The following is a 25,144-nucleotide window of genomic DNA, read 5'->3' on the forward strand; positions in this document are numbered from 1 at the left end:
CCGAATACTGTCGTAACTTTCTGAATTCAAAGGCAAAACGCATGAAACCGAAAATCTTCATCGATGGCGAGCACGGCACCACCGGCTTGCAGATTCGCACCCGTCTGGCCGAGCGCGACGATCTTGAAGTAATCTCCATCCCGGAAGCCGAGCGGCGCAACAAGGATTTGCGCGCCGACTATCTGCGCGCTGCCGATATTGCGATCCTGTGCCTGCCGGACGATGCCTCCAAGGAAGCGGTTTCCCTGCTCGAAGGCCATAACTCGACCCGCATCATCGATACATCGACCGCTCATCGCGTCCATCCGGACTGGGCTTACGGTTTTGCTGAACTGGCCAAAGGTCAACGTGAACGCATTGCCGAGGCGCGCCTCGTCGCCAATCCGGGCTGCTATCCTACCGGTGCAATTGCGCTTGTCCGTCCGCTGCGCGATGCGGGTCTGTTGCCTGCCGACTATCCGGTCAGCGTCAATGCTGTCTCCGGCTATACGGGCGGTGGCAAGCAGATGATTGCGCAGATGGAAAATGCGAACCATCCCGAGCATCTTGCCGCAAACAATTTCCTCTACGGCCTGCCGCTCAAGCACAAGCATGTGCCTGAATTGCAGATGCATGGTCGTCTGGATCGCCGCCCGATCTTTTCGCCCAGCGTCGGACGTTTCCCGCAGGGCATGATCGTACAGGTTCCGCTGTTCCTGACCGAACTTGAGGGAACGTCATCGCTTGCAAAGGTTCATTCCGCGCTGACCGATCACTATGCCGGTCAGGACATCGTCGAAGTCGTACCACTTGAAGAAAGCGCCAAACTGGCGCGTGTCGATGCAGAAGAGCTTGCCGGCAAAGACGGCATGAGGCTTTTCGTCTTCGGTACTGAAGGCGATGGACAGGTCAATCTGGTGGCGCTGCTCGACAATCTCGGCAAGGGTGCATCGGGCGCAGCCGTCCAGAACATGAACCTCATGCTTGGTAAAGCCTGATGACGAAGAAGCCGGTATTTCCAATAGAATGGAATATCGGCTCCTATGAGCCTCTGGCAGATACGCATTCAAGCCTCGTCTGGAAGGTCGAACGCATCGATCATCCAGACGAGGTTTTTGTCGTCAAGCAATTGAAGCCAGCCGGAATGGAAGAACTGCGCGGCGCGCATTATCTGGATTGGCAGGACGGCCATGGTGCTGCACGACTATACGGCCTCAAAGGTACATCGATGCTGCTCGAATATGCGGGCGACTATCACCTTGATGAACACCTGAAATGCGGCAAGGATGCCGAATGTCTGCAGATATTCGGCGACGTCCTGAGCGCGCTGCACACGCCCTCTCCTGCCCCGATACCGGTTGATTTGCAACCACTGGACAGGCACTTCTCTGGTCTCTTCGCGGTGGCGCATGAAAGTCCGACCTATGCAGACGGAGCGGCAACTGCAAAGCGCCTTCTGGCGACGCCGCACAAGGCCATTCCGCTGCATGGTGATATTCACCATGAGAACATCATCAGGGGACCACGCGGCTGGCTCGCCATCGACCCGCACGGGCTTGTCGGCGATGCTGCCTTCGATGCGGCAAATATATTCTACAATCCGCTCGACCGGGACGATCTCTGCCTCGACCTTGAACGCGCCCGGCATATGGCCGAGCATTTCGCGCCGATCATCGGGCGCGAACCCGCCTACATTCTGGATTATGCCTTCGCCTATGGCTGTCTGTCAGCCGCGTGGCACCGCGAAGACGGCAATGGCGCGGAGGAAGCGCGTGAACTGAAGATCGCGTCCGCGCTCAGGCACCTGCGCCAGACGGCTTACCCTTCATAGGCACCTTTGGTTGCACGCCAGTGTGCAACCGCGAAGGCCAGCACAATCAGCGCAAAGAACTGATGTGTCAGGCCCAGATGCAGCGGAACGCTCAACAGAAGCGTAGCAATGCCGATAGCGGCCTGCACGAGAACCAGTCCAAGGAGAACAATGGTACGGCGCGCATGGGTGGTGCCGGGCGCCTGCTTCCAAACCTGCAGAGAATGCAGTACGGCCAGAACCAGCACCGTGTAGGCGAACATGCGGTGCACGAATTGCACAGTCTTTGGGTTTTCAAACAGGTTGCGCCACCATGGCGATTGGATGAACAGATCGGACGGGATGATCGAGCCATCCATCAGCGGCCATGTGTTATAGGTGAGACCGGCATGAAGCCCGGCCACCAGACCACCCAGGTAAATCTGCACGAGCACTGCAAACACGATCCATCCGGCAAAGCGCTGGACCGACCTTTCTGCTGGTCGTTCGCTATAAGTGACAAGCCCGCGCGCAATATAGAAAACCGCCGTTATGATAATACAGGCTGTCGTCAGATGGATCGCCAGACGGTACTGGCTGACACTTGTCAGCTCACTCAGGCCGGAAGCAACCATCCACCAGCCAATAGCACCTTGCAGGCCACCGAGTGCAAGAAGGCCCAGCATACGATATTTGAGGCCGCCCCTAAGGCGCCCCGTTACCCAGAAGAAGGCCAATGGAACAGCAACCAGAAATCCAACAAAGCGCGCCAGCAGGCGGTGCGCCCACTCCCACCAGAAAATATACTGGAATTCTTCAAGGGACATTCCCTTGTTGATCTGCTGGTACTGCGGAATCTGACGATACTTGTCGAACTCTTCCACCCATTCGGCGTGGTTGAGCGGCGGAATTACACCGTGGATCGGTTTCCATTCGGTAATGGAGAGGCCTGAACCTGTCATACGGGTAGCACCGCCAACCATGACGATGGCAATCAGCACGACGAAAACCGCATAAAGCCAGTAACGCACAAGGCGACGGTCGCGATCCTCTTGCGATGATCTGGAACCTTGCCCTATACGCTGCGCCGTCGCTACCGTCATGTCATTCACCCTTCGATACTAAGCCGAAGTGTCTGAATCAAAAAGCGGCAGGCCGTGGCGAGAATGGCAATTTTTCAAGTACTGGAGCGGAGCGTACTTAAAGTACGTAAGCACCGGAACGCAGAAAATTGCCATTTGCAGACCGGCATGGCGACTTTTGGAACAGACACGAAGGATACATGCCGCATAGGCGAGCCCGTTACAAGTTCGCGTCACGCGACATGCCGCCGCGTTTTTGCCCTTTCACTGGCCCCGTTCACCGGTTAGTGAAGAACGGGAAAAGGAGAATTGCACCATGCCCGTTCGGCTGAAGAAACTGATCGGCACTTTTTTGCTGGTTTCACTGGTCATCATCTATGCGGTGTTCGCGACCATCATCGCCGTGGCGCATCTCGCTGAATCGAGCGCTTGGGTACATCTCCTGTATTTCTTCGTCACCGGTATTCTCTGGGTTTTGCCAGCCATGGGCATCATCTGGTGGATGGCGCAGCCACCACGCAAGAAACAACATTAATCCCATTTGAGGATGCTGCAGACTATGGCGGGTGACGTTGCAGCGCGAATTCTGACAGATTTCAAAGAAATCGGTCAATTCTGGAACGATGCTGCAGCCATTCATGGTGCGCCGCAATCGTTTGCGTGGATCCATAATTGGCACGCGATCGTCAATGCTGACAGTTTCGTTGTCGGACTCTTTGACAGCAATGGTCCAATCCTGCTTGTGCCGCTGGAAGTCGTTAGCCAGAATGGCGCGAAAATCGCGCGTTATCCCGGTGGAAGCCACGCCAATTGCAATTTCCCATGGCTGCGAAAGGAATATGGCGGCATCCTCGGACGCGAGGTAGTCCGGCAACTGATCGAGGTGATCCGCAAAGCACGGCCTGACATCGATGCGCTGTCACTGACACGCCAGCTTTCTGAACTGCAAGGCGCGGCCAGTCCTCTGCTCACTCTCGGAAAAGCGCCCAATCCAAATCCAGTGCTCGCCGCATCGCTTGATGGTGGCTTCGATGCAGTGCTTGATCGCGCCAACCGCAAGCGAAAACTGAAAAAGCATCGTCAGCACAGTCGCCGTTATGAAGAAAGCGGTGGCTGGAGAGTTGCCCGGCCGCAAACCCGCACGGAATCCGACACGATTCTCGATCTCTATTTTGCGATGAAGGCACAGCGCTTCCGGAAGATGGGAATCCGTGATCCTTTCGCCGATGAGAATGTGCGTAATTTCTTCAAAGCTTTATTCGACGTAGAATTGGCAAGGGGCCAGAATCTGAATGAACTCCGCTTTCTTGAAGTAGGCGGAACCGTGCGTTCGATCATCGGAAAACTGTTCGGCAATACAGGCCCTACCGTCGAGTTCGCCGCAATCGCAGAAGACGAGCTGATGGCGGCAAGTCCGGGTGAATTTCTCTTCTTCGAGGATATCAGCCACAGTTGCGGTGAAGGCCATTCGATCTACAGTTTCGGTATTGGTGATGAGCCGTACAAACGCGAGTGGTGCGATCTCGAGTTTACGATCTATGACACGCTGATACCGCTTTCCACCAAAGGGAAATTCTTCACAGTGCTGCAATCAGTCCGCAATGCGATTGCAGGAAGTATCAAGCGCAATCCGCGTCTTTGGGGCCTTGCCAAGACACTGCGCAGCAGGTTCGCAAAAAGGTAGAGGTGCTTAGCAATTCGATTCAGAAACAAGGTCTAAGACGCTGTTCCAGAATCGCATTTGGCTATCAGTCAGTTTCGTCCATCAGAATGACGACGTCTTCATAACCACCCTGATCGAGATCGAGAGCAGCCAGCGCAACGCCCTTATCGTCCGGATCGACGATACTCATCACCACTGCAGCAGATCCATCGGCAATGCGTCGGATTTGTTCCGAAGATGACGGACCGCATTCCACAACGACAAAATCATAGACCGTTTCCAGCGCATCCAAAATGAGCGGTAACCGGTCGGCGGAACGCATGGCGGCTTCAGGATCGGCCTCACCCAGCGGAACGACATGCGCCTGCGAGAACCGGTCACTGTGGATGACCTCATTGAAGCGGCGCTCGCCGGACAGAAGATCGGTAATGCCCGGCAGATGAGTACCGTCCAGCATGGCAAGCCCAACAGTTCCCTGTGCGGTCATATCCACGAGAATTGCACGTTTGCCATGGTCGGCGAATTCACGCAGCAGACGCACCGTTCCTGCCGATGCCTTATCGCCCTCGGGAGAGACCACCACGATACGTTTCAGCGTTCCGCCCGACAGAAGATCGGCAACAGCTTCCACACCATTTGGATTGCGTGGTTTCGTCTGACGCTGCCTGATCTCACTTTGCTTGATCTCACCTTGCTTTACCATGGGAAACTCCTCCACGGATTTCCTCGTTTCGGAAACCGGCGGCTTCGCCGCAAACGGCATAGTCCATGAACGGCGTGGCGCTGCAATTGTTTCCTTGGAAACGCCATCACGGCGTTCGGCACCGGACGGCGGCACGGCAGCCGCTTCCACAGCGGCGGCAATGACCGGCATTTCGATTTCCTCGACGGCAGCAATCCGCTGGCCATCCGCGGTCACGAATGCACGCCCGCTGAACAACTCACGCAAGAGAACGAAAATCGACAGCAAGAGCAGGCCAGCGGCAAAAGTTGAGCCGACAATCGGCAATATCATTGGATAATAGGGCACCGCCGGTGCTTCGGCGGAAGAGAAAACCCGAGCATCAACCGGCACATAATTGCGGTCGGTGCGCGACGCGGCTTCGCGATAGCGCGTCAGATAGGTTTCAAGAAGCTGACGCTGCGCCGTCGCCTCGCGCTCCAATGCGCGCAATTCAACTTCCTGATCGCCCGCCTGCGCTGCCTGTGCTTTCACGCGGTTGAGTTCACGATTGAGCTCCTCCTCGCGAAGTTTTGCTGCTGAGACTTCGTTGTCGAGGCTTGCAACAAGCTTGCGGCCTTCGATCCTGATCTGCTGGTCGAGATCAGCAAGCTGCGAACGCAATGCCTTGATCCGAGGATGGCCCTCCAGAAGTGTCGTCGAAAGATCGGCTATCTGGGCGTTAAGCTGAATGCGTCTTTCGGCAAGACGCTGCATCATGCCGGAAGCAACGACGTCCGGCAGCGTGTCGATGGGAGCGCCGGAGGCCAGCGACTTACGAATGCTTTCCGCCTTGGCTTCTGCCGAAGCGCGGCTGGTGCGAACCCGCGTCAGTTCGGTTGAGACCTCAGAGAGCTGCTGTGTCGCTATCGTGCTGTTGCTCTGGCCGGTCAGGAGTCCGCGCGAAGCACGATAATCCGCAACCTTCTTTTCCGCATCGCGGACGCGGTTGCGCAGGTCGTCAATCTCGGGCGCGAGCCAGCCGGTAGCATCGTCGTTCGACTCCAGCTTCGCGGCCTGTTGAAACAGGATGTACTGATTGGCCAGTGCATTAGCGACGTTCTTGGCCGTCTCAGGGTTTGCCGAATTATATTGCACGACGATGACGCGCGAAGCGGTAACGGCAAAAACCTGCATGTTCTTGCGCAGCTTCTGTAGAACGCGCTCTTCCGGGGTCAGTCGTGCGGGATCAGTGCGCATGCCAAGCATGATGAGAACGCGGGTCCACGGCTTCACTTCCGTCGTCGTGAAGGCTTCGTTGCTGGTCAGCTTGAGTTCGTCGGAAACTTTTTTAAGAAGATCACCGGACGAGAACACCTCAACCTGGCTCTTCACACCTTCGGCGTCAAAGACAGGCCGCTCGGCGGCTGTTTCGCCATTGGGGCGGGTATAGATGGATTCGCGGGCCTCGATCATGATGCGCGCTTCAGCGCGATAATCCGGCGTCAAAAGAAGGCAGATGGCCCATGCAAGCGCCGCCATGAGAAGCGCGCCAACGACAATGAACAGCCAGTGGCGGCGCAGGCTGGAGAACAGCGCGCCGATATCAATATCTGCGTCCCTTGATAACGGATCGACTTCTGTCATTCCCCATTCTCCATGGACTTCGCGAGTGCGCTTGCGCGCGTGATCGCTCTCGCCCGCGTGGGGTAAAGCACCCCCGAATCTGGCCGGAAGGTAAAGGAACAAGGTAACCAGAGGGTTAAGCAGGATAAGTTCCCAACAGTTGGCGAGCCATAAAGATTTTGCGCCGAAGCCTGTCTTCTTTACCAGCCATTAACCCTAATCAATCGATAACGCTTGCAACCGATATTCGTAATCGCGCTGTCAGTACCGCGTCGATTGCGTTCGTAAGAAATATTGCTTTTCGGAAGAACCGAGGCGGAAGATGACGGCGAAGACAATTCATAACAAGCGCAAAGGCCACGCTCTGCTTGTGGCGCTCGGCCTTGCCGCCATGACGCTTTCCGCCTGCTCCAGCTATCGCCCTGCCCCGCCTGCTTTCCACGAAGCGCTGAACCAGCCTTATATGCTGGATGCAGGTGATCGCGTGCGCATCACGGTTTTCGAACAGCCAAGCCTCACCAATACCTATAGCGTCGATCAGGCAGGCTATATCGCCTTCCCACTCGTTGGCAGCATTCCGGCACGTGGCAAGACATCCAAGCAGCTTGAAGGCATCATCGCATCCAAACTGCGTGGCGGCTACCTGCGTGACCCCGACGTGAGCGCGGAAATCGACCGCTATCGCCCGATCTTTGTGATGGGTGAAGTCGGTGCCGCTGGCCAGTATTCCTATGTTCCGGGCATGACTGCGCAAAAGGCAATCGCCGCTGCGGGTGGTTTCAGCCCACGCGCCAATCAGGAGAATGTCGACATCACACGCCAGTTCAACGGCAAGGTTCTGACTGGTCGCGTGCTGATTTCCGATCCTATCCTGCCGGGCGACACGATCTATGTGCGCGAACGTCTGTTTTGATGGCGATTGATGGCCGATGACACCAATGCCTCCCCACTGCGTATCATCCACTGTTTCCGCGAACCGACCGGCGGGCTCTTCCGTCATGTTCGCGATCTCGTGGGCCTGCAGGCGGAAAAAGGCCACGCAGTCGGCATCGTCTGCGATGCAACGACAGGCGGCCCGCGCGAAGACGCGCTTCTGGAAGAATTACGGCCAAGGCTCACGCTCGGCCTTCATCGCATTGCCATGCAGCGCCATGTCGGACTGGGCGACGCAGCGGCAGCGTACAAAGCATATCGCATCATCAAGAAATTGCAGCCGGACATATTGCACGGACATGGCGCCAAAGGTGGCGTCTATGCACGTTTGTTCGGCTCAGTCTTACGGGTTTTTAGGTCTCGCGTAGCCCGTATCTATTCACCGCATGGCGGTAGTCTGCATTTCGACCGGAAGACGCGCCGTGGCGGCGCCGTCTTTCTGATCGAGAGAATGCTGGCTCCGATGACCGACGCGGTGATGTTCGTTTCCAACTTCGAAAAGCGTATCTATGAAGAAAAGGTAGGGCGGCCCTATGGCCTCCATGCCGTCGTCTACAACGGCTTGGCCGAAGACGAGTTTATACCCGTCGCCGACGCAGCCGATGCCACCGATTTTCTCTTTGTCGGCACGATGCGCGAACTGAAGGGACCCGACCTGCTGATCCGGGCCCTTGCGCGCCTACGCGACCAGCACCAGCGCAATTTTACCGCAACAATGGTGGGTGATGGCGCGGAAAAGTCCGCTTTCTTCAACCTGGCCAACGAGCTTGGTATTTCCGCGCAAATCCGCTTTCTGCCCGGAATGGCTGCACGAGAAGCTTTTGCTTTGGGGCGGATAATGGTGGTTCCATCGCGCGCCGAAGCGTTCCCCTATATTATTCTGGAGGCGCTCGCCGCCGGAAAGCCCGTTATCGCCAGCAATGTCGGCGGGATTTCAGAAGTGTTCGGGCCTCGTTCCTCGGTGCTGGTGGAACCCGAGGACGAGGCGCTTGCGAACAAGATGCTGGGCGTCGCAGATGATCCAGTTGCGTTTCGCGCCGCGATGCCGGATGCGATACGGCTGCACGAGCGTTTCAGCCAGCAATCCATGGCACACTCAATCGAGACGATCTATTACGAAGCCCATCCGGACCGGGCCGTACCAGAAGACTGAGGGTTACTCCCCTCAGCCCACCATCGCAACGAAGGGTTCGGATGCAGATACCGACCGTTCGAACTGTGACCGAAACCCACCCCGCGCCGCAAAATATATATAGTGGAACGCATCGGCCCGCCCGCCGATAAGCGAGATGTCCTCGCGTTGCCATTCCCAAGGCAGCATGTCGAGCTTATCTTCGAACGGTTCTGATATGGTTGCCGACCAGAATGCGGCAATACCATTTGGCTTCAGCGCCCTTTTCACCAACCTCAGACCATCATCGTCATAGATGGCTCCGTTGGCCGCGCGAACTGTAAAGTCAGGCCCATTATCAGTATCCATCAATATGGCATCGTATTGGCCGGGTTCGGCGCGAAGAACATCCATAACGTCAGCGACCCGAACATCGACACGCGGATCGTTCAATGGATGACTGGCAAGATGGCCGATATAGGTCCGGTTCCAGTCCACAATCTCCGGGACGAGTTCGCAAACCGTCACCCTGGCATCAGGTCCGAGCAAATCAAGAGCCGCCCGAAGCGTAAAGCCCATACCGAGCCCGCCGATAAGCATATGCGAAACCTGCCGTCCGTGCAGGCGAAGCGACCTTTCAGCCAATACGGTCTCGGACTGGAAATTGACGTTCGACATCAATTCCAGGCCGTTGTAGCGGATTTCGTAGATGTGATCGCGTTTTCGCAACAAAATTTCATCGCCGGCATGATTGCCCGCTCTAGCCAATTCGGCCCAGATAGTCATGTTCAACCCTAGAGCGCCCTCCAAAACACCAGAACGGTTTGGATAAAGCGCATTAAAACAAACAGTTAATGCGACCGGCTAGTGGTCTGATTCCGACATTTGCATTCCTCGGATATGAGCCCCGAGCAAATGTCGGAATCAAAAAGATCACTAGTAACCTTATGTATCTAGTGGATTTTTCGAATTTGACGTTTGAAACAGCATCTCATTCAGTCGGGATTCAAACGCCAAATTCAATCCACAAGGTCGCAGCGTGAATTGCTCTCATCAGGATTTTTTGGGTCGCTGTGCGTCAGGCGCGCAGCAACCCCATGACATCGTCCGATCTGGTGCCGATCAGAAGTGGAAACAAAGCTGGCCTGTTGGCGGCAACATCTGCCGAACAGTTCGACGGCAAAATGCCGCTTGCAGCTTTTTCTTCCAACGGTTTCATATCACCGTGCTAGGCAATATAATCATGCAAGGCAAGCCTTGCATCGGCTTGGGTTGCGACAACTGACGTCGCCCCTTCCCGTCGTCAATGCTATAGCTGTACGGGCATCAAACATGTTATTTTAGCCGTTACTAACAGTAACGGTTTTCGACCGAGTATTTAATTGAGTGTTTACCTAAGTCAAAAGCTTGCCATGCGATGTTTATATTCTGCTTAGGACTCTCGGTCTAATTACGAGGCTATCAATTTACGATCAGGGGCAATGTTGTGCGAGACAATGATGCGCTTTCTCCTTTTGGCCGCAAAGCCATGGAAGCCAGCAGCAAGCCAGATTCCGGGCCAGATTCCAAACCGCGCGGTCCGGTAGAACTCAGCCCACTGGCGCGCCAGATGGCCGAGCAATATCAGCGCGATACATTTTCGCCGCTGATGTTGAGTGGCGTCATGCGTATGGTGGAGTTTGGGATTGTCTTTTTCTCCGGCATTCTGAGCTTCCTGTTCTATGTCGGTATCCGTACGCATCTGATCTTCTATTACCCGCTCATCATGGTCGCTGGCGGCGCGCTTTTTGTCCTGCTGATGGAAATCAACGATGGCTATCAGATCAACGTGCTGCGCAGCCCCGGTCGATATCTGCGGCGGCTTTTTATCAGTTGGGCAGCCGTGCTTGGCACCCTTGCCATTGCCGGTTTCCTGCTGAAAGCTTCGTCCGACTTCTCACGCGGCTGGTTCCTGTACTGGGCGCTCAGCGCCTGCGTACTACTATTGATTTCGCGCATTTTCATCGCATGGAAGATCAAGCGCTGGGCACGTAATGGCACGATGGAGCGCCGCGCCGTCATCGTGGGCGGTGGTCCCAATGCAGAAGCGCTCATCCGCTCGCTCGAACAGCAGCCCGACAACGATATCCGTATCTGCGGCATCTTCGACGACCGCGATGACAAACGCTCGCCGCCTATCGTTGCAGGCTACCCAAAACTTGGCAATATCAACGAGCTGATCGAATTTGCACGTATCGCTCACATAGACATGCTGATCGTGTCGCTTCCGATCAGCGCCGAAGCCCGCGTGCTGGCTCTGTTAAAGAAGCTCTGGGTTCTCCCGGTCGATATCCGGCTGTCCGCGCTCAACAATCACCTGCGCTTCCGTCCGCGCGCCTATTCCTATGTCGGCGCGGTACCGATGCTGGATATTTTCGACAAGCCCATCAATGATTGGGATTCAGTCGCTAAGCGCATCTTCGACGTTGTCTTCAGCATTTTGGGTATCATTCTTCTGTCGCCGATCATGATCGGCACGGCAATTGCCATCAAGCTCGACAGCAAAGGCCCTGTTATTTTCAAGCAAAAGCGGCATGGCTTCAACAATGAAGTCATCAATGTCTGGAAATTCCGGTCCATGTACACCGAGATGTGCGACCCGACCGCCAAGCAGGCCGTTACCAAAGACGATCCTCGCGTCACCCGCGTCGGGCGCTTCATCCGTAAGGCCTCCATCGATGAGCTGCCGCAATTCTTCAATGTGCTCGCTGGTTCCTTGTCGCTCGTCGGCCCTCGCCCGCACGCGGTCGCAGCTCACTCGCATAATGTGCTCTATAACGAGGTGGTCGATGGTTATTTCGCGCGTCACCGTGTGAAGCCGGGCGTTACCGGCTGGGCGCAGATCAATGGCTGGCGCGGCGAAATCGACAATGAGAACAAGATCCGCATGCGCACGGAATTCGATCTTTATTACATCGAAAACTGGTCGCTCTGGCTTGATCTCAAGATTCTGTTCCTGACGCCGGTACGGCTTCTCAACACGGAAAACGCCTATTGACCAGCGTGGCACAGCGGTTTGACGGCAATTCGCGTCCAGCCGTAGTGCTGGCCGCGAATGTATCGCACCAACGCGCGCTTAACCGTCTTATCGTCAATATTGCGATTGGCTTCGGTGTTTTTCTACTCGGTTTCGTGATGAGCGAGCCGGCCCCTTATGAACTCTATATGGTTGGCCTGATTGCGCTGGCATTGTTGTTCGGGCTGCGATTGACCCGCACCAGCCTTGTGCTGCTGGCGCTCCTTGTGGTGTTCAATTTCGGTGGGATGATTTCAGTCATGCAGATGGCTGACGTCAAGAAAGCCCCACTCTACATTGCCGTTTCGCTGTTTCTGGCTTTCACGTCGGTATTCTTCGCCGCTGCCATCGAAGGGGACTATCGGCGTTTAAAGACCATATTCAACGCCTATCTTCTTGTCGGGGTGCTTTCTTCCGTCCTCGGCATTGCCGGTTATCTCGGCCTTTTTCCGGGTGCAGAAATCTTCACGCGCTACGGACGTGCGCAGGGCGCATTTCAGGACCCCAACGTCTATGGGCCCTTCCTGATATTGCCCCTGACCTGGACGCTTTACCGCATCATGCGCGGCAGTCCGCGTGATGTCCTTGTCTATCTGCCTTTCTGCGGCCTGCTCACGCTCGGCGTTCTTGTGTCCTTCTCGCGTGCGGCATGGGCGATGGTTCCTCTCTCCTTCGCCATTCTGTTCGGCGTCCTTTTCCTGCAAAGCAACAGCAATCGTTTTCGGCTACGCCTGATGATAATTGGCCTGCTTGCTGTTGTAACAATTGTTCTCGCGATCCTGATTATTCTGCAAATTCCCGGCGTCGGCGATTTCTTCCGAGAGCGCGCACGCCTCGAACAAAGCTATGATAGTGCAAGACTTGGACGATTTGCGCGGCACTGGCTTGGAATGATCCTCGCTACACAACATCCGCTCGGCATCGGCCCGCTCGAATTTGGTCCGATGTTCGGCGAGGATACGCATAATATCTGGCTCAAAGCCGTACTCGACTATGGCTGGATCGGCTTCATCGCCTTTCTGACGCTGACATTCCTGACACTCGGGATTGGCTTCAGGCTTGTACTTCGCAATCGTCCCTGGCAGCCATTTCTTCTCGTTGCTTACGCGACCTATCTCGGGCATGTCCTGATCGGCAATGTCATCGACACGGATCACTGGCGTCACTTTTATCTGCTTTTCGGGATTATCTGGGGTTGTGCAGGGCTGGAATACAAGTATCAGCTTCTACTCAAGCAAAAGGACCGATCAGGAGAGCAGCATTTTGCAGTTCGCGATATACGCCGCAGCGGCCCTCTTTGAAATTGCCGGATGCTTCGCCTTCTGGGCATGGTTGAAGCTCGACAAGTCACCGCTTTGGCTGGCACCCGGCATGGTGTGCCTGGCATTGTTCGCCTATCTGCTGACCTTGATTGAGAGCAATGTCGCCGGTCGCGCTTATGCAGCCTATGGCGGCGTCTATATCATCGCTTCGATCCTGTGGATCTGGTTTGCTGAGGGTGCCCGCCCCGACCGTTGGGATGTCGTCGGCGCATGTACGGCTTTTGCAGGAACATGCATCATCCTCTTTGCGCCTCGATCCTGATGGCTGAAACGATGCATGAATGTCATGTGCAATTTGCCAGTTTCGGCAAATTAGCCCTTGCGTGCCAAGTCGTTATAATCTACGGCTTTCCCCGGCTCGGAGCGTAGCGCAGCCCGGTAGCGCACTTGACTGGGGGTCAAGGGGTCGTGGGTTCGAATCCCGCCGCTCCGACCATTTTAAATCAAAGACTTAGCTACCATCTTTGATTACTGGCTATTTTAAAAATAGCCACAATGTAGCCAGATATTGACCTTGGATTCATCCCGCCCACCGACTCGGCAGGCGGGGCTTTTCTTTACAGCTTGATATGCACGGTACGCGGACTGCGACACAGCGCGTCTAGAATTACCGACTTGAATTCCGAGCTTTTCAGTAGGTCGCCGTAGAGCTCTTCTGGATCGAGACGTACTGTCAGATTCTCGATAGTTTTTGCCAAATCCGATCGCGGACCCGTCGCCTTGGCGATGCTTTCAGTCCAGCTTTTGCAGGCTTTGGAGAACGTTTCGCCGATGTCCTTGCGCGGATCGAACAGCGGAACTCCGGTTGGCTCGACATCCTTGAGATAAGACCTGAGACTGCGGATGATGTCCGTTGCTTTACCGATCGGGATAACGACACCCTTCAGATCGTTGTGCGCCACAGAGACGTTTGCATCGGTGCCATCCTCATTGATCTTCACGTGGAACCAAGAGTGCTTTTCATCGAGAGGCTTGACCGTCAATCGCGGTTCGTCTTCATAGAAACTCATCGATACATGGCTCGCATGTTCGCCGCCGGCCTTGGCTGACATGCGGAAGATCTCGCGCCGGAGCGTGCCGATACTCAGATCCAGGTACTGCATGAGTTCGCCGACATCCTTATTGAGAGCTTCGTAATCGATCTCAGCAGTCTTCATATGGACGCTGCCGTCTTCGTTGACCGTGAAGGGGAACGTCTCAGGGCCGATTTCGCAGACGACCTGGCCGCTTTTGGCTGTGATCGTGATCTTGCATTCGGCACGTTTAGCGATGTCGATGATATCCACGATGAATGTGCTCTGTTCTTTACTCATTGTCTTTCCTCGTCTTGGTGGCGATTGACATAGGGCGTGGTGAAGGCCATATGCCGGTTGCCGGGGTGGTACCCGGAAGAAACGCCAAGGTTGGTGGCTGTTAGTCTCCTCGTGTCCTTGGCTAGTACGGAGGACGGCGGCTTACGGGTGGTGCCGGGCATAACGCCGTCCTTTTTCTTGTTGCCCCTCGGCCCGAAGGCCAAAGGGCTTTTTCGACTCCTCGTGTTTTGGTCCGCCGAACGGTTGGAAAGGCCGCCGGGAATGGGGGCGCTTACACGCTTCCCGTCTTGCCGCCGTCGGGGCGGCAAGGGATGGAGCCCGCCGCAGGAATCGAACCTGCCTGATCCACTACGTCTGCCTGTTTAGAAGACAGGGACGGTACGCGGGCAAACTTGTTAGCGTCGACAGTAGCACCATAATTCGCGGACAATCGTCCAACCTGCACTGCCGACGGCCACACCAAGGAAGTAGGACGGCAGATCAATCATGGCTTCCTCCCCTTCCCCTTCACGCGGCTTGCCAGCGATTTCAGGTACGCGGGCTCTTTTTTCGGAGGCTTCACGTTTTCCTTCAGTGTTCGTTTTTCTGCCGTACTCATGCCGCGACCTGCTCAGGCTCGCCATCCTCGGAGAGTTCCTTCTGCCAGGCCGCAAGGGCGCGGTTCATCCGGTCAGTGGCCGAAACCAGCTGGCGGGACAGAAAGTCCTGCCTCACGTCGTCCTTGTCGAACAGATCGCCGATAATCAGCGAAAGAGCCGTGGCGTCGTTGATTGCTTGAACCAGACGTTCTTGCGGGGTCATGATGCTTCCTTAAACTTGATGCCGGTGATGTTTCTGCGCAGGATATCTGCGCGCAGGGTGATTTCGTTCTCGCCGCCGTGACACAGATCCCACGCTTTGATTTCAGGATGGTACTTTCCGAGAACGTAGGACTTGCCGCCCATGAAAACCGTCGCCCCTTCGTGGAAGAGGTCATCGCCAAAGTCCGGAAGTGGCGGCGCGGCCTTCACAACTGTTGGCCATGCGTCGCTTAGCGCCTCGCACAATCGCCGGTAATTGTAATGCAGCGGGTTAGTCGCCTTGCTAGCGATATGCCCCTCAGTCAGAGCTTCAATCACGTCGATTGCGCATGAAAGCTGACCTAGGGCATCATCCATTTCAAAGAATGTCTGTCTCGCCGTTTCGAGTGCGTTCACGTAACTTTCAAGTCCGGTCATGACAAATCCCCCTCGATCACCCGTCCGCCGCGAATAGGCGCGTCGATCACCATCCCGACAACGATCACGCTGTTTCGGGCAACGCCGCCATGTGCCGACTTAAAGCGCTGTCCGAGCGCCGTCCTGGCGCCAAACGGACGAAAACCGATGTACTCCTGTTCGACGTCCATCAGGCGAATGCGTCCATCGTGTTCGATAATTACGGCGCGTCCAGTTTCGTCATAGCGGTTGATATCGACCCAGACGGCCTCACCGTCGATAACCATGGCGCAGAGGTTGCGAGGCTGATGGTGTCTGGCCCGTAGCGGCATATTGCTAGCAATGGGCAAGCCGGTGGCGTTTGCTGGCACTGCGTGCTGCATGATGGTATCTCCTCTACATAGCCGATGAACGGCCTAACGATCGGGAACTTTATTAATTAATGTGAACCATTTTCGTTCATGTCAACTTAACTATAGCGGTTAAAACATCACGTCAACTATTTTCGTTCACATTGCGCAAAATAATTTTTCAAGCTACATATGCGCCATGAACATCACCGCTTCACAAATAAGAGCCGCGAGAGGCTTGCTTGACTGGTCACAGCAGCAATTGGCGACAACAGCCAATGTCGGGCTGTCGACGATACGTAGTTTCGAAACTGGCAAGCGAGTGCCGATCGCCAACAACCTGCAAGCTATTCGAACTGCCTTAGAATCTGCAGGCGTCATCTTCATTGATCAAAACGGAAATGGCCCTGGTGTCCGCCTACGCGACCGCCAAACATGACGCGTAAGGTCATACATCAAGCGGTGAGTCCAGATGGACAAACCCGGTTGGTGTTTTTTCAACGGACTGATGGCGCAATCAGCTGCATCGCGGAAAAATTCTGGATTGATGATGTGCCTGAGTACAACTACCACGCAGAATACTGGGCTGCGTTTACCGACAACGGCTCGATATTTGATAGCCTAGAAACAGCTATTCGTGAGCTTCGAGTGGAGTATCCTTGGTTAGCAGCGGTAAAGGCAAAGGATGATTGAAGTTTCACTGCTTCTACCTCTTGTTGAGGCAGTTGAAGCATGCGGCGGGCGAGAGGAAGAAAACCTCCGTATTGCTCTCAACCACCTTGCAACTTGCGATCCTGACCTAGTAAGGCTGTCCGACGAGGCTATTGCTGCCCGCAGCCCCTCCAAGATTGATGCGGTATTTCGAATCGTAAAACGACGGTTCGATGAAATTGAAGCAAGCGCACGACCGATTGAAGAGTTTGAAATTCCTTATCTCCACCACATTCGAATAAATTGCTCCAGCGGACGTGTGCACATTGGGCACGGCAACCGCTCGGCGCCGCTATTTACTCCCTAGATATCAATTGTCTCATGAACATACGGCGCGCTTCGATAGTTGATATCGCCGGCTAAATGAGGCACCTTCCGACGTATCGCGTTGGAGGGGCAATCATGGCAACAGCGGCAAAAATTCTTGGACTATTGAGCTTGATCGGCGGTGCGCTGTTGGCGCTAATGGGCTTTATAGAGATGAACCGCGGCGGTTCGTTTGCGCTTACCGCAGGGTGCAGTGCCGTAGTCTCTGGCGTGTTTCTCTATTGCATCGGCCAATTGGTCGAATACGCTGCAAGCATTAGCGAGTCACAAAAACAGATCGCTGCTTCGCTGATCGGCAATCGCACTGCGGCCGTAAGCGCTCCTCCTGCTCCAGCAACCAAAAACGCCCCAACAAAAGCCAGCGCGATCTTTGCGGATAGGTAATGAGAACAAACACCGCCAGTACAGCAGCCGCCCAGGAGCGCATTGCTGAGAAATTGGGGCGGTAGCCGACCCTAACCGTGTGAGATACATCAATGGCTGATCATTGGCGCTGTTTATTGCTGTATCGAGCAGTGTGAAGCAGAGTCGCTCAAAAAACTCCACTGCTGACTACTTCGCATCAACGATGACAAAACGGCAGCCGACGTGCATGCTGCTATACAATCTCGCGCAGGACATTTGCGGATTGAAATAGATTAATGAAAACATATATGATTGTCGCTCAAAATTCGCTGTGCTGTTAGCTCAATTCAGTAAATCGAGGGTGGCGCGATGAATGACGAAAACATGGATGAGCCGACCAGAATTTTGTTGCCCGTACATTCCTATTCTGGTTCCTATGCGTGGCAAACGAGTTTTTATGATACGGATCTCGACCCCCGAGACTGGCTGGCGGCTATCATCGATGGTTCTGATGACGCTATCATCAGCAAGGATCTCAACGGCAACGTAAAAACCTGGAACAGGGGTGCCCAGCGACTTTTCGGATACGAACCTGATGAGATAATAGGGAAGCCGATCACTATCCTTATTCCCAAAGATCAACTGCAAGAAGAACCCGCAATCTTAGCACAAATTCGGGCAGGAAACCGGGTCGATCATTTTGAAACTGTTCGAAAGAAAAAAGACGGAACGCTATTTGATATTTCCCTGACCATCTCTCCGATCCGGGACGCGTCAGGCCAGATCATCGGAGCGTCGAAAATAGCTCGCGATATCACAGAGCGACGCCGCGCCCAGGAAGAGCAGCATCTCCTAATGGGTGAGATGAATCATCGAATCAAGAACCTCTTTGCGCTGGCGTCTGCGATCGTATCATTGAGCGGTCGCGGGGCGAAAACCGTAGACGAATTGCGCCAGCGCCTGCAAGCCAGATTGTCTTCCCTTGCGAGAGCTCACGCACTGACTATGCCCAACTCAGGGGACGCGGGGGCGGCGGAAACTTCTCTTCACGCGCTCCTCAACACCATACTCGAACCTTATGACCAACAGAATATTACTGTTACCGGGGCCGATCCAACTGTCTCTGGAAAGCAGTTGAGCAGTTTATCCCTGTTGCTCCATGAGTTCGCGACCAACGCAGCCAAGCATGGGGCGCTTTCAACACCTTCTGGCAGTTTGTGTGTAACGGTCTTGGAAACCGCGGATACGTACACGCTGCTTTGGTCCGAAACCGTGCGAACTGAACAAAAGGAAACCGATTCTGAGGGGTTTGGTACTCGACTTGAATCAGCTCTCGTGACCGCCCTTAACGCCATCGTGCAACGCAACTGGCTCGCCAATGGTCTCGAAATAAGCGTGCTTGTTCCCAAAAAAACATAACGTCCCATTTGCCTATCATATGCACTGCGGCTTACCCGCTCGCGGGGGTGTTTTGCCGGTGACCTTCCTAACAAATTTAGAAGAGGCAAAAGGTCGACAATTAAACTGTTGAACCAGATCTGACCAATAATGCAATTACAGCATCTTACCGTAATGGATGTGAAACTCGCGTAGGGTTAGCTAGTTAACCTGTCAGAATTTGAATTTGAGTGCGGGCTTCTGGCAACAAAACTGCCCTTGCGAAGTTTATTTTCCAGCCAACCAGTAGGATGATCCCAATGGAAAAAATCTTCGCCAAGTTCAGTGAAAAAGCCGCTTCGGCAGCAGGCAATCAATACACATTTGTAGTCGCTATTCTTTTCATCGCAACATGGGCATTGTCAGGTCCGTTTTTCGGCTACTCTGACACATGGCAGCTGATTGTGAACACATCCACAACAATCATCACTTTCCTGATGGTCTTCCTTATCCAGAACTCGCAAAATCGCGATTCCTGTGCTCTGCAAGCGAAGCTCGACGAAATTCTGCATGCTTTGAAGAATGCCCGCGAGGACGTGATTGGCATCGAGCATTTGCCTCTAAAGGAGCTGGAAAGGCTTCGCGACGAGATAGAAAAACGTGCCGGGAAATCAGCATAAGTTTGCGGCATTCTTCCGCATTCGGGAATGGCCATTCGTAACTCTGAACCTGCCGTGAGGTACAGAGGGCAGTTTAACCGCCAAGTTACGCCATACGCATCGCGCGTAGAAAGTGGATGAGAAACCACGATCAGGGCGTCAGCACCGACACTCTATCACTTCCGCCACGGGCAGTCCGGGCTTCGCCCGGACCGCCATAAATTTCGCAACATCTTCTCACGCTAGTGGCGCGCCTGAAGGTCAAAGCTTGACGGCATCTTCCCTCGCCCATAGCCGGAGCTTGCGGCAAGATGCGACAAACTCCTTGGCTGCCTGTGCATTGTCGAGGGGAACCAGCCCCTCATCCATTTGGGGATCTATACCTGCTTGGGCAAGCAGCGGCATAGCGCCCGCTGTAAAGCCGATGAACTTGCAGTGGGCAAAAGCGTCTGCAACGAAGTCCCGTGCGGTGGATTCGCCGATAAGCCGATTGGCCGCTTCTTCCGATAACACGAGGGCGACAGCATCAAACAATACGGATGGACCGCCATCAATCATATGATTGGCCTCCATCCATTCGCCGCTGGATGCTTCGAAACCTCCGACCGTCGGCGCAACCAGTTCCACCATTGCGCCTTCCCTCTCCGCGGCGTGTCGGATACCCTTGAGCACCTGCGCATCCGCGCCATCGGCGACAAGCACGCCGATCTTTCTGCCCTTGAAGCTGCCGGGTCCGTTCTCAATGATGCTCAGTGCGGGAGACGGAGCAAGATCGTCGCGCACGGGCGCCATCGCATCCGCAGCCTTCGGCATCTTGCGGATGCCGAGCTTGCCGGCGACGGTTTCCGCAAGGTTGGCATCAATGTTGAGCAGATGAGACACAATACGCTCGCGGATCACAGGTGTTTCCACTTTCGACAGTTCGAACGTCAGCGCCATTGCAATATGCCGTTGCTCCACAGCGGTCTGGCTCAGATAAAACTGACGAGCCTGGCTGTAATGGTCGGCGAAGCTCTCCGGTCGAAGGCGCCCCTTCCGTCCCTCTTCCTGCGCTGCAAACGACCGGAACCCGCGACTGGGATCAGGCCTCGGCCCTTCGCCCCACGAATTAGGCTGGTAATTTGCTCGTCCGACAGGATTGCGCATCGCCATATGGCCGTCCTGTTGGAAATGATGGAACGGGCATTTGGGCGCGTTGATCGGAATATGGGTAAAGTTGGGGCTACCCAGTCTCTTCAACTGCGTGTCGAGGTAGGAAAAATTGCGTCCCTGTAGCAAGGGGTCGTTGGAGAAATCGATACCAGCGGGGACGTTTTGCGTCATGAACGCAACCTGTTCGGTTTCGGCAAAAAAGTTGTCTGGCATACGATCAAGCACCAGCCGCCCGACTGGGACAGGCTTGATGACTTCTTCCGGAATCAGCTTTGTCGGATCGAGCACATCGAAATCGAAGCTGTCGGCGAAGTCCTGATCGAAAAGCTGCACGCACAACTCCCATTCCGGGAAGTTACCGGTCTGAATGGCGGTCCAGAGATCGCGCCGGTGAAAGTCCGGGTCGGCCCCGTTGATCTTCACGGCCTCGTTCCAGACAACCGATTGCAATCCGAGCTTCGGTTTCCAGAGAAACTTGACGAACGTTGATTCGTCCTTGGCATTCACAAAGCGGAAGGTATGAACGCCAAACCCCTCCATGAAGCGGAAGGAGCGCGGGATGGCGCGATCCGACATGACCCACATGATCATGTGCATGGATTCCGGCGTCAAACCGATGAAGTCCCAAAAATTGTCGTGTGCCGACTGGGCCTGCGGAAAAGCCCGGTCCGGCTCTTCCTTGACAGCGTGAACCATGTCTGGAAATCGGATGGCGTCCTGGATGAAGAAGACGGGAATATTATTGCCGACGAGATCCCAGTTGCCTTCCTTGGTGTACATCTTGACCGCGAAGCCACGCACATCACGGGCGAGGTCGAACGATCCTTTCGATCCCGCAACGGTTGAAAATCGAACAAAAACTGGAGTTTTCTCGCCGACACGTTGGAAAATGTCGGCGCGCGTATATTCGCTGAGGGATTTTGTCGTTTCGAAATAGCCATGCGCGCCATAGCCACGTGCGTGCACAACGCGCTCGGGAATGCGTTCGTGGTCGAAATGAAAGATCTTTTCCCGGAAGTGAAAATCCTCAATCAGCGTCGGGCCGCGCGCGCCGACCTTGAGCGTATTGAGGTCATCCGATACTGGCCCTCCTTGGGCGGTAGTCATGATTTGCGTCTTGTCATCGGCGAGTTGATGAAGGTCTCCGCCTTGGCCTGCGTCGAGCTTCTGATCATGAAGCTTGAGCGACTTCCGTCCATTTGTGGCCTTGTTGCTGGCTGACATGGCTGGCTCCAATTCTTTCGCGATCTCTGTTCAAATGAAAAGGGTGCCGAGTGGCACCCTTACCTCATGATCACGCTGCTTTGGCGCGTTGGTTAGCTGACGCATCCGCAAGTTTCGTCAGATCACTGTCCGTCTTGGATTCTTCCTGCAGCGTCTGGTCGAGTAGTTTTGCAGCATCCGTCATGCCAAGCTCGGTCGCCCACCGCTTCAATGTCCCATAACGTGTGATTTCGTAATGTTCGACCGCTTGTGCAGACGAGATCAGGCCGGCGTCTAGCGCCGCGGTATCCTTGAATTCCTCCATGATCTCCTCGCCTTCGGCGATAATTCCCTCGATCGCATCGCAAGTCTTGCCTCTGGCTGTCTTGCCCATGATTTCGAACACTTGGACTAGTCGCTCGACGTGGCCTTCAGTCTGTTCACGGTGCTTTTCGAATGCTGCTTTCAGATCTTCGGACTGTGCCGCACGCTTCATTTTTGGCAGGGCCTTGAGAATTTTACGTTCAGCGTAGTAGATGTCCTTGAGGGTATCGTGGAATAGGTCTTCAAGATTTTTTTCCTTGGCCATAGTTCATCTCCTCTCATGAATTGGTTACGTCAACGCGCCCGAAAATTCCCGGCAGGAAGTGAGCGATAGTTGATGAGACAGGCAGGTAACTGCATCTCTGTCCCTCGATTAACGCTATGTCGTAATTTAAGTTCCCGGCGCGGGCGGACACGGTTCCTACAGCATCGTCTGGCCAGATATCTCCGTCTCACATTTGGGAGCCCCAACTCGCCCAACCGCCAGCCCTGCATGCTCAGACAGGCCCTAAGGCTCCCGCGGAATATGATCCGATCGCCTGACATGGAACAATTTCTCACGCGGGCAGTTGTCCACGAGGCGATGGCATCCGCCAAGCGCCCGAAACACATTTAACACCGGGATCTGCGTAGCCCAGCCCTAGCTCTTCCATGGGCAGGGTAATTTATTATCCGCCGGGTCGTACGAAGCTTAGCGGATAAAGCGCGCGGCAAGGTCATAAACCTCAATTGTCGAGCGCGGCCCCGACGTTTGTAGAGAACGTCGGGGCTTCAAGAACAAAGAAGGCCAGCAAACTGGAGAACAGGCGATGGCACAAAAAAGAAACCCATGGTCCGATCCCGATCTGGTGAGAGAGAAATCAACAACTGAACCGTCCCAGGTCGAGCCAAGCGATCATCAAGAAAAACCTACACACGAACAATCAAATGCTCCAGGAAATCCGAAGATCAAGGTTCCGAAAGAGCCCTATCCGGATAGGTCAAAGGATTGATCACGCCAATAAATCGTCTTTTGCTGAAACCTTTTGCGATCTAGCGAGTTGTCCCGGTTGGAAAAACCACCGCAATACAGAAATACAATGCAGGTGCTCGGCTCTCGATAGGAGACAATCGACATGAACTCTATCATCTATTTAGTAGGACTAGTTGTCATCGTGTTATTCATTCTCTCTTTTCTGGGGTTACGTTGATGGTAGATCCAACTGTCGTAGAAAAGACGTCTGATCGCGGCTATGTAGACTGGGCTGCAATCTTTGCAGGCGCCACAGTGGCATCGGGCGTGATGGCCGTCCTGACAACATTCGCCGGCGGCCTTGGCTTAAGCTCATTTTCCGTCGATGAAGGCGGGGATATAAGTACCGTATGGCTTGTTATTACGGCGCTCTTTATCGTCATATCGACGGTCGCCTCTTATATGCTCGGTGGATATATCACCGGAAGAATGCGCCGACCCGCTGGAACCGCAACTCGTGACGAACTGACAGTTCGGGATGGCCTGAATGGCTTGGTTGTATGGGGCCTAGGGACTATCGTTTCCACGCTTCTACTCGTCAGCGCTATTTCAGGTGGCGCAAAAGCCGTTGGAAGCGCGGCTGAGACAGCGGTACAAACCGCTGGCACGGTTGTCGGCAGCGCCGCTCAGGGCGCAGGTCAGTTAGCGGGCGGCATCGTTTCAGGTGCGGGGCAAGCTGTCTCTGGGCTTGCGCAAGGTGCAGGGCAAGCGTCCGCTCCATCCGTAGATCAGATGTTGCCGCAAGGACTGAAAACAAACCCATTAGACTATCTTACAGATAGCTTGTTGCGCACAGACGCCCAGGGAAGCTCTGTGTCCGGTCAGGAAGCACAGAACTTGGCGAATTTCCAACGTCAGATAAGCGGTATTCTGGGAAACCTGCTTAGTACTGGTGAAATTTCTGACGCTGACCGCGCTTGGCTCACAAACCAAGTCGCTACTCGGACGGGGCTTAGTCAAAATGACGCCCAGACTCGCGTGAACCAGACCGTTGAGCGCGTCCAGGCCCTTCGCACCGAAGCCCAGGCGAAAGTGGAAGAAGCAAAGAAGGCAGTCGCCGACGCTCGAGCACAAGCGGAAAAAGCTGCTGAAGAAGTAAAGGCTCAAGCGGCTGAAACTGCTGAAAAGGCCAGAATAACAGGCATTCTCACTGCATTCCTGCTTGCAGCGTCTGCTCTCGTTGCCGCTGTGGCGGCCTATATCGGGGCCATACACGGTGGCCGTCATCGTGACGAAGGTAGAATTTGGGGTGGCTTATCTTACCACAGATAATCAACCCGCTCACGCGAAAGGGGCTCTGGAGAAATCCGGGGCCCTTATTCCTGTTGGCAGCCTTCTCGCGAGGTGCTTTTAAGCCGCCCGCTTGCCTTTCAAAGACCAAGCCTCTCCGCGAAGAAATTGATCTTGTTTAGATCATAAACGCGACTGGCTGCGTCCTTCTTCCCAAACAGAAACCAAACCGCCCGAGCTTCGTCATCGTGAGAGTAACGTTTCTATTGGGAAAATCTCGAGAAAATGGTTGTTCATGGACCAAGCAAGAGTCATTACCGCCCGATCTTCCCCAAGACAGAGGTAATTTAGACAATGCTAATACGATGGTCCGGTTTCGGTATGGTTTCCGTTTTCCTGTTGCTCGCAGGTATGCTCGGTGCGACTTTTCTGCTGCGGCCGTATTTCATGCAGAGCTTGGCACTGCACCCCGCCGCCTATGTGGCCAACGGAATCGGCTTGATCTTTGGTGCCGTAGTGAATTTGTTGGTCGCGATGGCTTTTAAAAAAGTCTCCGATAAAACCTATCACAGCTTCATGGGCATCAGCATGCTGGGATGGTCGGTTATTGGTGTGGTCACTGGGATCGCACTGGCGGCGTACGGCTACTCTCTGTAGCCGTCGAAACTCAGGCGCGCGCAGCCAGATGCAGCATACGGTATCGTACAAAAACTCGTGCAGCCCC

The 25,144-nt window shown here is 54.7% G+C and carries 28 protein-coding genes and 2 tRNA genes; 19 read left to right on the plus strand and 11 right to left on the minus strand.

The window, feature by feature from the left end; translation table 11 throughout:
• The first annotated feature begins 41 nt into the window (after positions 1-41).
• Positions 42-977, plus strand: coding sequence for an N-acetyl-gamma-glutamyl-phosphate reductase (gene argC / locus HWX93_RS11710; RefSeq protein WP_151554746.1), 936 nt, complete (start codon positions 42-44; stop codon positions 975-977).
• Positions 977-1,810: an aminoglycoside phosphotransferase family protein gene (locus HWX93_RS11715; protein ID WP_151651839.1), complete on the plus strand. Its 834-nt coding sequence runs from the start codon at positions 977-979 to the stop codon at positions 1,808-1,810. Before argC ends, HWX93_RS11715 begins: the two co-directional genes overlap by 1 nt.
• Here the strand turns inward: HWX93_RS11715 and HWX93_RS11720 are convergent.
• Positions 1,798-2,871 carry a COX15/CtaA family protein gene (locus HWX93_RS11720; RefSeq protein ID WP_151554748.1) on the minus strand — a complete coding sequence of 358 codons (1,074 nt, stop codon included), beginning with the start codon at positions 2,869-2,871 and terminating at the stop codon, positions 1,798-1,800. The two genes, HWX93_RS11715 and HWX93_RS11720, sit on opposite strands and share 13 nt — an antisense overlap.
• A 295-nt stretch (positions 2,872-3,166) precedes the next feature.
• On the opposite strand from HWX93_RS11720, the gene HWX93_RS11725 reads away from it, so the two are divergent.
• Together HWX93_RS11725 and HWX93_RS11730 are read left to right on the plus strand one after the other, a co-directional pair.
• A complete protein-coding gene (locus tag HWX93_RS11725; protein ID WP_010661115.1) occupies positions 3,167-3,385 on the plus strand; it encodes a DUF2842 domain-containing protein in 219 nt (72 codons plus the stop codon).
• Positions 3,386-3,409: 24 nt separating this feature from the next.
• A complete protein-coding gene (locus HWX93_RS11730; RefSeq protein ID WP_176037459.1) occupies positions 3,410-4,534 on the plus strand; it encodes a GNAT family N-acetyltransferase in 1,125 nt (374 codons plus the stop codon).
• Between the two features lie 64 nt (positions 4,535-4,598).
• On the opposite strand, the gene HWX93_RS11735 is transcribed toward HWX93_RS11730, so the two are convergent.
• Positions 4,599-6,821, minus strand: coding sequence for an exopolysaccharide transport family protein (locus tag HWX93_RS11735; protein ID WP_176037460.1), 2,223 nt, complete (start codon positions 6,819-6,821; stop codon positions 4,599-4,601).
• Positions 6,822-7,122: 301 nt separating this feature from the next.
• On the opposite strand from HWX93_RS11735, the gene HWX93_RS11740 reads away from it, so the two are divergent.
• Together HWX93_RS11740 and HWX93_RS11745 are read left to right on the plus strand one after the other, a co-directional pair.
• The gene (locus tag HWX93_RS11740) at positions 7,123-7,713 is read left to right on the plus strand and encodes a polysaccharide biosynthesis/export family protein (protein ID WP_012092328.1); all 591 of its coding nucleotides are present in this window, start codon (positions 7,123-7,125) and stop codon (positions 7,711-7,713) included.
• A gap of 9 nt (positions 7,714-7,722) precedes the next feature.
• Positions 7,723-8,886, plus strand: coding sequence for a glycosyltransferase family 4 protein (locus HWX93_RS11745; RefSeq protein ID WP_176037461.1), 1,164 nt, complete (start codon positions 7,723-7,725; stop codon positions 8,884-8,886).
• A 12-nt stretch (positions 8,887-8,898) separates the two neighbouring features.
• On the opposite strand, the gene HWX93_RS11750 is transcribed toward HWX93_RS11745, so the two are convergent.
• Together HWX93_RS11750 and HWX93_RS11755 are read right to left on the minus strand one after the other, a co-directional pair.
• The gene (locus tag HWX93_RS11750) at positions 8,899-9,630 is read right to left on the minus strand and encodes a spermidine synthase (protein WP_151554752.1); all 732 of its coding nucleotides are present in this window, start codon (positions 9,628-9,630) and stop codon (positions 8,899-8,901) included.
• A gap of 292 nt (positions 9,631-9,922) precedes the next feature.
• The gene (locus HWX93_RS11755; protein WP_167522255.1) at positions 9,923-10,063 is read right to left on the minus strand and encodes a hypothetical protein; all 141 of its coding nucleotides are present in this window, start codon (positions 10,061-10,063) and stop codon (positions 9,923-9,925) included.
• Positions 10,064-10,372: 309 nt separating this feature from the next.
• Here HWX93_RS11755 and HWX93_RS11760 point away from each other — a divergent pair, with 309 nt between their 5' ends.
• The 4 genes from HWX93_RS11760 to HWX93_RS11775 all read left to right on the plus strand — a co-directional run bounded on the left by HWX93_RS11760 (position 10,373) and on the right by HWX93_RS11775 (position 13,657).
• Positions 10,373-11,881, plus strand: coding sequence for an undecaprenyl-phosphate glucose phosphotransferase (locus tag HWX93_RS11760; protein WP_419190915.1), 1,509 nt, complete (start codon positions 10,373-10,375; stop codon positions 11,879-11,881).
• Positions 11,878-13,200 (plus strand): O-antigen ligase family protein, encoded by a 1,323-nt coding sequence (locus HWX93_RS11765; RefSeq protein ID WP_176037463.1) that lies wholly within the window; start codon positions 11,878-11,880, stop codon positions 13,198-13,200. The genes HWX93_RS11760 and HWX93_RS11765 overlap by 4 nt, the downstream gene beginning before the upstream one ends.
• Complete coding sequence (locus tag HWX93_RS11770; RefSeq protein WP_176037464.1) at positions 13,163-13,483, plus strand: YnfA family protein; 321 nt, start codon at positions 13,163-13,165, stop codon at positions 13,481-13,483. The genes HWX93_RS11765 and HWX93_RS11770 overlap by 38 nt, the downstream gene beginning before the upstream one ends.
• A 97-nt stretch (positions 13,484-13,580) precedes the next feature.
• A tRNA-Pro gene (locus HWX93_RS11775) sits at positions 13,581-13,657 on the plus strand.
• 121 nt (positions 13,658-13,778) lie between these two features.
• Here HWX93_RS11775 and HWX93_RS11780 read toward each other — a convergent pair.
• The 5 genes from HWX93_RS11780 to HWX93_RS11800 all read right to left on the minus strand — a co-directional run bounded on the left by HWX93_RS11780 (position 13,779) and on the right by HWX93_RS11800 (position 16,113).
• Positions 13,779-14,534 carry a hypothetical protein gene (locus HWX93_RS11780; protein WP_176037465.1) on the minus strand — a complete coding sequence of 252 codons (756 nt, stop codon included), beginning with the start codon at positions 14,532-14,534 and terminating at the stop codon, positions 13,779-13,781.
• Positions 14,535-14,846: 312 nt separating this feature from the next.
• A tRNA-OTHER gene (locus HWX93_RS11785) sits at positions 14,847-14,922 on the minus strand.
• 206 nt (positions 14,923-15,128) lie between these two features.
• Positions 15,129-15,335, minus strand: coding sequence for a hypothetical protein (locus tag HWX93_RS11790; RefSeq protein ID WP_176037466.1), 207 nt, complete (start codon positions 15,333-15,335; stop codon positions 15,129-15,131).
• Positions 15,332-15,751, minus strand: coding sequence for a hypothetical protein (locus HWX93_RS11795; RefSeq protein ID WP_176037467.1), 420 nt, complete (start codon positions 15,749-15,751; stop codon positions 15,332-15,334). Before HWX93_RS11795 ends, HWX93_RS11790 begins: the two co-directional genes overlap by 4 nt.
• The gene (locus tag HWX93_RS11800) at positions 15,748-16,113 is read right to left on the minus strand and encodes a hypothetical protein (RefSeq protein ID WP_176037468.1); all 366 of its coding nucleotides are present in this window, start codon (positions 16,111-16,113) and stop codon (positions 15,748-15,750) included. The genes HWX93_RS11795 and HWX93_RS11800 overlap by 4 nt, the downstream gene beginning before the upstream one ends.
• 166 nt (positions 16,114-16,279) lie before the next feature.
• Here HWX93_RS11800 and HWX93_RS11805 point away from each other — a divergent pair, with 166 nt between their 5' ends.
• The 6 genes from HWX93_RS11805 to HWX93_RS11830 all read left to right on the plus strand — a co-directional run bounded on the left by HWX93_RS11805 (position 16,280) and on the right by HWX93_RS11830 (position 19,520).
• Positions 16,280-16,519: a helix-turn-helix domain-containing protein gene (locus HWX93_RS11805; RefSeq protein ID WP_176037469.1), complete on the plus strand. Its 240-nt coding sequence runs from the start codon at positions 16,280-16,282 to the stop codon at positions 16,517-16,519.
• The gene (locus HWX93_RS11810) at positions 16,516-16,773 is read left to right on the plus strand and encodes a hypothetical protein (RefSeq protein ID WP_176037470.1); all 258 of its coding nucleotides are present in this window, start codon (positions 16,516-16,518) and stop codon (positions 16,771-16,773) included. The genes HWX93_RS11805 and HWX93_RS11810 overlap by 4 nt, the downstream gene beginning before the upstream one ends.
• Positions 16,766-17,098: a hypothetical protein gene (locus tag HWX93_RS11815; RefSeq protein ID WP_176037471.1), complete on the plus strand. Its 333-nt coding sequence runs from the start codon at positions 16,766-16,768 to the stop codon at positions 17,096-17,098. Before HWX93_RS11810 ends, HWX93_RS11815 begins: the two co-directional genes overlap by 8 nt.
• 95 nt (positions 17,099-17,193) lie before the next feature.
• Positions 17,194-17,502 (plus strand): hypothetical protein, encoded by a 309-nt coding sequence (locus HWX93_RS11820; protein WP_176037472.1) that lies wholly within the window; start codon positions 17,194-17,196, stop codon positions 17,500-17,502.
• A gap of 330 nt (positions 17,503-17,832) precedes the next feature.
• Positions 17,833-18,882 (plus strand): PAS domain S-box protein, encoded by a 1,050-nt coding sequence (locus HWX93_RS11825; protein ID WP_235969105.1) that lies wholly within the window; start codon positions 17,833-17,835, stop codon positions 18,880-18,882.
• A 278-nt stretch (positions 18,883-19,160) separates the two neighbouring features.
• A complete protein-coding gene (locus tag HWX93_RS11830; protein WP_109367583.1) occupies positions 19,161-19,520 on the plus strand; it encodes a low affinity iron permease family protein in 360 nt (119 codons plus the stop codon).
• Positions 19,521-19,760: 240 nt separating this feature from the next.
• Here the strand turns inward: HWX93_RS11830 and HWX93_RS11835 are convergent, their stop codons facing one another.
• Both HWX93_RS11835 and HWX93_RS11840 read right to left on the minus strand, forming a co-directional pair.
• Positions 19,761-21,875, minus strand: a complete 2,115-nt coding sequence (locus HWX93_RS11835; RefSeq protein ID WP_176037473.1) for a catalase — start codon at positions 21,873-21,875, stop codon at positions 19,761-19,763.
• A 70-nt stretch (positions 21,876-21,945) separates the two neighbouring features.
• Complete coding sequence (locus HWX93_RS11840; RefSeq protein WP_011982994.1) at positions 21,946-22,443, minus strand: ferritin-like domain-containing protein; 498 nt, start codon at positions 22,441-22,443, stop codon at positions 21,946-21,948.
• Positions 22,444-22,987: 544 nt separating this feature from the next.
• Here HWX93_RS11840 and HWX93_RS11845 point away from each other — a divergent pair.
• The 3 genes from HWX93_RS11845 to HWX93_RS11855 all read left to right on the plus strand — a co-directional run bounded on the left by HWX93_RS11845 (position 22,988) and on the right by HWX93_RS11855 (position 25,077).
• A complete protein-coding gene (locus HWX93_RS11845; RefSeq protein ID WP_109367585.1) occupies positions 22,988-23,170 on the plus strand; it encodes a hypothetical protein in 183 nt (60 codons plus the stop codon).
• Positions 23,171-23,367: 197 nt separating this feature from the next.
• Positions 23,368-24,462 carry a hypothetical protein gene (locus tag HWX93_RS11850; RefSeq protein WP_176037474.1) on the plus strand — a complete coding sequence of 365 codons (1,095 nt, stop codon included), beginning with the start codon at positions 23,368-23,370 and terminating at the stop codon, positions 24,460-24,462.
• A gap of 339 nt (positions 24,463-24,801) precedes the next feature.
• The gene (locus tag HWX93_RS11855; RefSeq protein WP_176037475.1) at positions 24,802-25,077 is read left to right on the plus strand and encodes a hypothetical protein; all 276 of its coding nucleotides are present in this window, start codon (positions 24,802-24,804) and stop codon (positions 25,075-25,077) included.
• Positions 25,078-25,144: the final 67 nt, after the last annotated feature.

The organism is Brucella tritici (genome assembly GCF_902825325.1).
Taxonomy (GTDB): Bacteria; Pseudomonadota; Alphaproteobacteria; order Rhizobiales; family Rhizobiaceae; genus Brucella.

Excerpts from the sequence above, each read along its gene's own strand:
- argC (WP_151554746.1), top strand. The coding sequence starts at position 42 with ATGAAACCGAAAATCTTCATCGATGGCGAGCACGGCACCACCGGCTTG.
- HWX93_RS11715 (WP_151651839.1), top strand. The coding sequence starts at position 977 with ATGACGAAGAAGCCGGTATTTCCAATAGAATGGAATATCGGCTCCTAT.
- HWX93_RS11720 (WP_151554748.1), bottom strand. The coding sequence starts at position 2,871 with ATGACGGTAGCGACGGCGCAGCGTATAGGGCAAGGTTCCAGATCATCG.
- HWX93_RS11725 (WP_010661115.1), top strand. The coding sequence starts at position 3,167 with ATGCCCGTTCGGCTGAAGAAACTGATCGGCACTTTTTTGCTGGTTTCA.
- HWX93_RS11730 (WP_176037459.1), top strand. The coding sequence starts at position 3,410 with ATGGCGGGTGACGTTGCAGCGCGAATTCTGACAGATTTCAAAGAAATC.
- HWX93_RS11735 (WP_176037460.1), bottom strand. The coding sequence starts at position 6,821 with ATGACAGAAGTCGATCCGTTATCAAGGGACGCAGATATTGATATCGGC.
- HWX93_RS11740 (WP_012092328.1), top strand. The coding sequence starts at position 7,123 with ATGACGGCGAAGACAATTCATAACAAGCGCAAAGGCCACGCTCTGCTT.
- HWX93_RS11745 (WP_176037461.1), top strand. The coding sequence starts at position 7,723 with ATGGCCGATGACACCAATGCCTCCCCACTGCGTATCATCCACTGTTTC.
- HWX93_RS11750 (WP_151554752.1), bottom strand. The coding sequence starts at position 9,630 with ATGACTATCTGGGCCGAATTGGCTAGAGCGGGCAATCATGCCGGCGAT.
- HWX93_RS11755 (WP_167522255.1), bottom strand. The coding sequence starts at position 10,063 with ATGAAACCGTTGGAAGAAAAAGCTGCAAGCGGCATTTTGCCGTCGAAC.
- HWX93_RS11760 (WP_419190915.1), top strand. The coding sequence starts at position 10,373 with ATGGAAGCCAGCAGCAAGCCAGATTCCGGGCCAGATTCCAAACCGCGC.
- HWX93_RS11780 (WP_176037465.1), bottom strand. The coding sequence starts at position 14,534 with ATGAGTAAAGAACAGAGCACATTCATCGTGGATATCATCGACATCGCT.
- HWX93_RS11790 (WP_176037466.1), bottom strand. The coding sequence starts at position 15,335 with ATGACCCCGCAAGAACGTCTGGTTCAAGCAATCAACGACGCCACGGCT.
- HWX93_RS11795 (WP_176037467.1), bottom strand. The coding sequence starts at position 15,751 with ATGACCGGACTTGAAAGTTACGTGAACGCACTCGAAACGGCGAGACAG.
- HWX93_RS11800 (WP_176037468.1), bottom strand. The coding sequence starts at position 16,113 with ATGCAGCACGCAGTGCCAGCAAACGCCACCGGCTTGCCCATTGCTAGC.
- HWX93_RS11805 (WP_176037469.1), top strand. The coding sequence starts at position 16,280 with ATGAACATCACCGCTTCACAAATAAGAGCCGCGAGAGGCTTGCTTGAC.
- HWX93_RS11810 (WP_176037470.1), top strand. The coding sequence starts at position 16,516 with ATGACGCGTAAGGTCATACATCAAGCGGTGAGTCCAGATGGACAAACC.
- HWX93_RS11815 (WP_176037471.1), top strand. The coding sequence starts at position 16,766 with ATGATTGAAGTTTCACTGCTTCTACCTCTTGTTGAGGCAGTTGAAGCA.
- HWX93_RS11820 (WP_176037472.1), top strand. The coding sequence starts at position 17,194 with ATGGCAACAGCGGCAAAAATTCTTGGACTATTGAGCTTGATCGGCGGT.
- HWX93_RS11825 (WP_235969105.1), top strand. The coding sequence starts at position 17,833 with ATGAATGACGAAAACATGGATGAGCCGACCAGAATTTTGTTGCCCGTA.
- HWX93_RS11830 (WP_109367583.1), top strand. The coding sequence starts at position 19,161 with ATGGAAAAAATCTTCGCCAAGTTCAGTGAAAAAGCCGCTTCGGCAGCA.
- HWX93_RS11835 (WP_176037473.1), bottom strand. The coding sequence starts at position 21,875 with ATGTCAGCCAGCAACAAGGCCACAAATGGACGGAAGTCGCTCAAGCTT.
- HWX93_RS11840 (WP_011982994.1), bottom strand. The coding sequence starts at position 22,443 with ATGGCCAAGGAAAAAAATCTTGAAGACCTATTCCACGATACCCTCAAG.
- HWX93_RS11845 (WP_109367585.1), top strand. The coding sequence starts at position 22,988 with ATGGCACAAAAAAGAAACCCATGGTCCGATCCCGATCTGGTGAGAGAG.
- HWX93_RS11850 (WP_176037474.1), top strand. The coding sequence starts at position 23,368 with ATGGTAGATCCAACTGTCGTAGAAAAGACGTCTGATCGCGGCTATGTA.
- HWX93_RS11855 (WP_176037475.1), top strand. The coding sequence starts at position 24,802 with ATGGTTTCCGTTTTCCTGTTGCTCGCAGGTATGCTCGGTGCGACTTTT.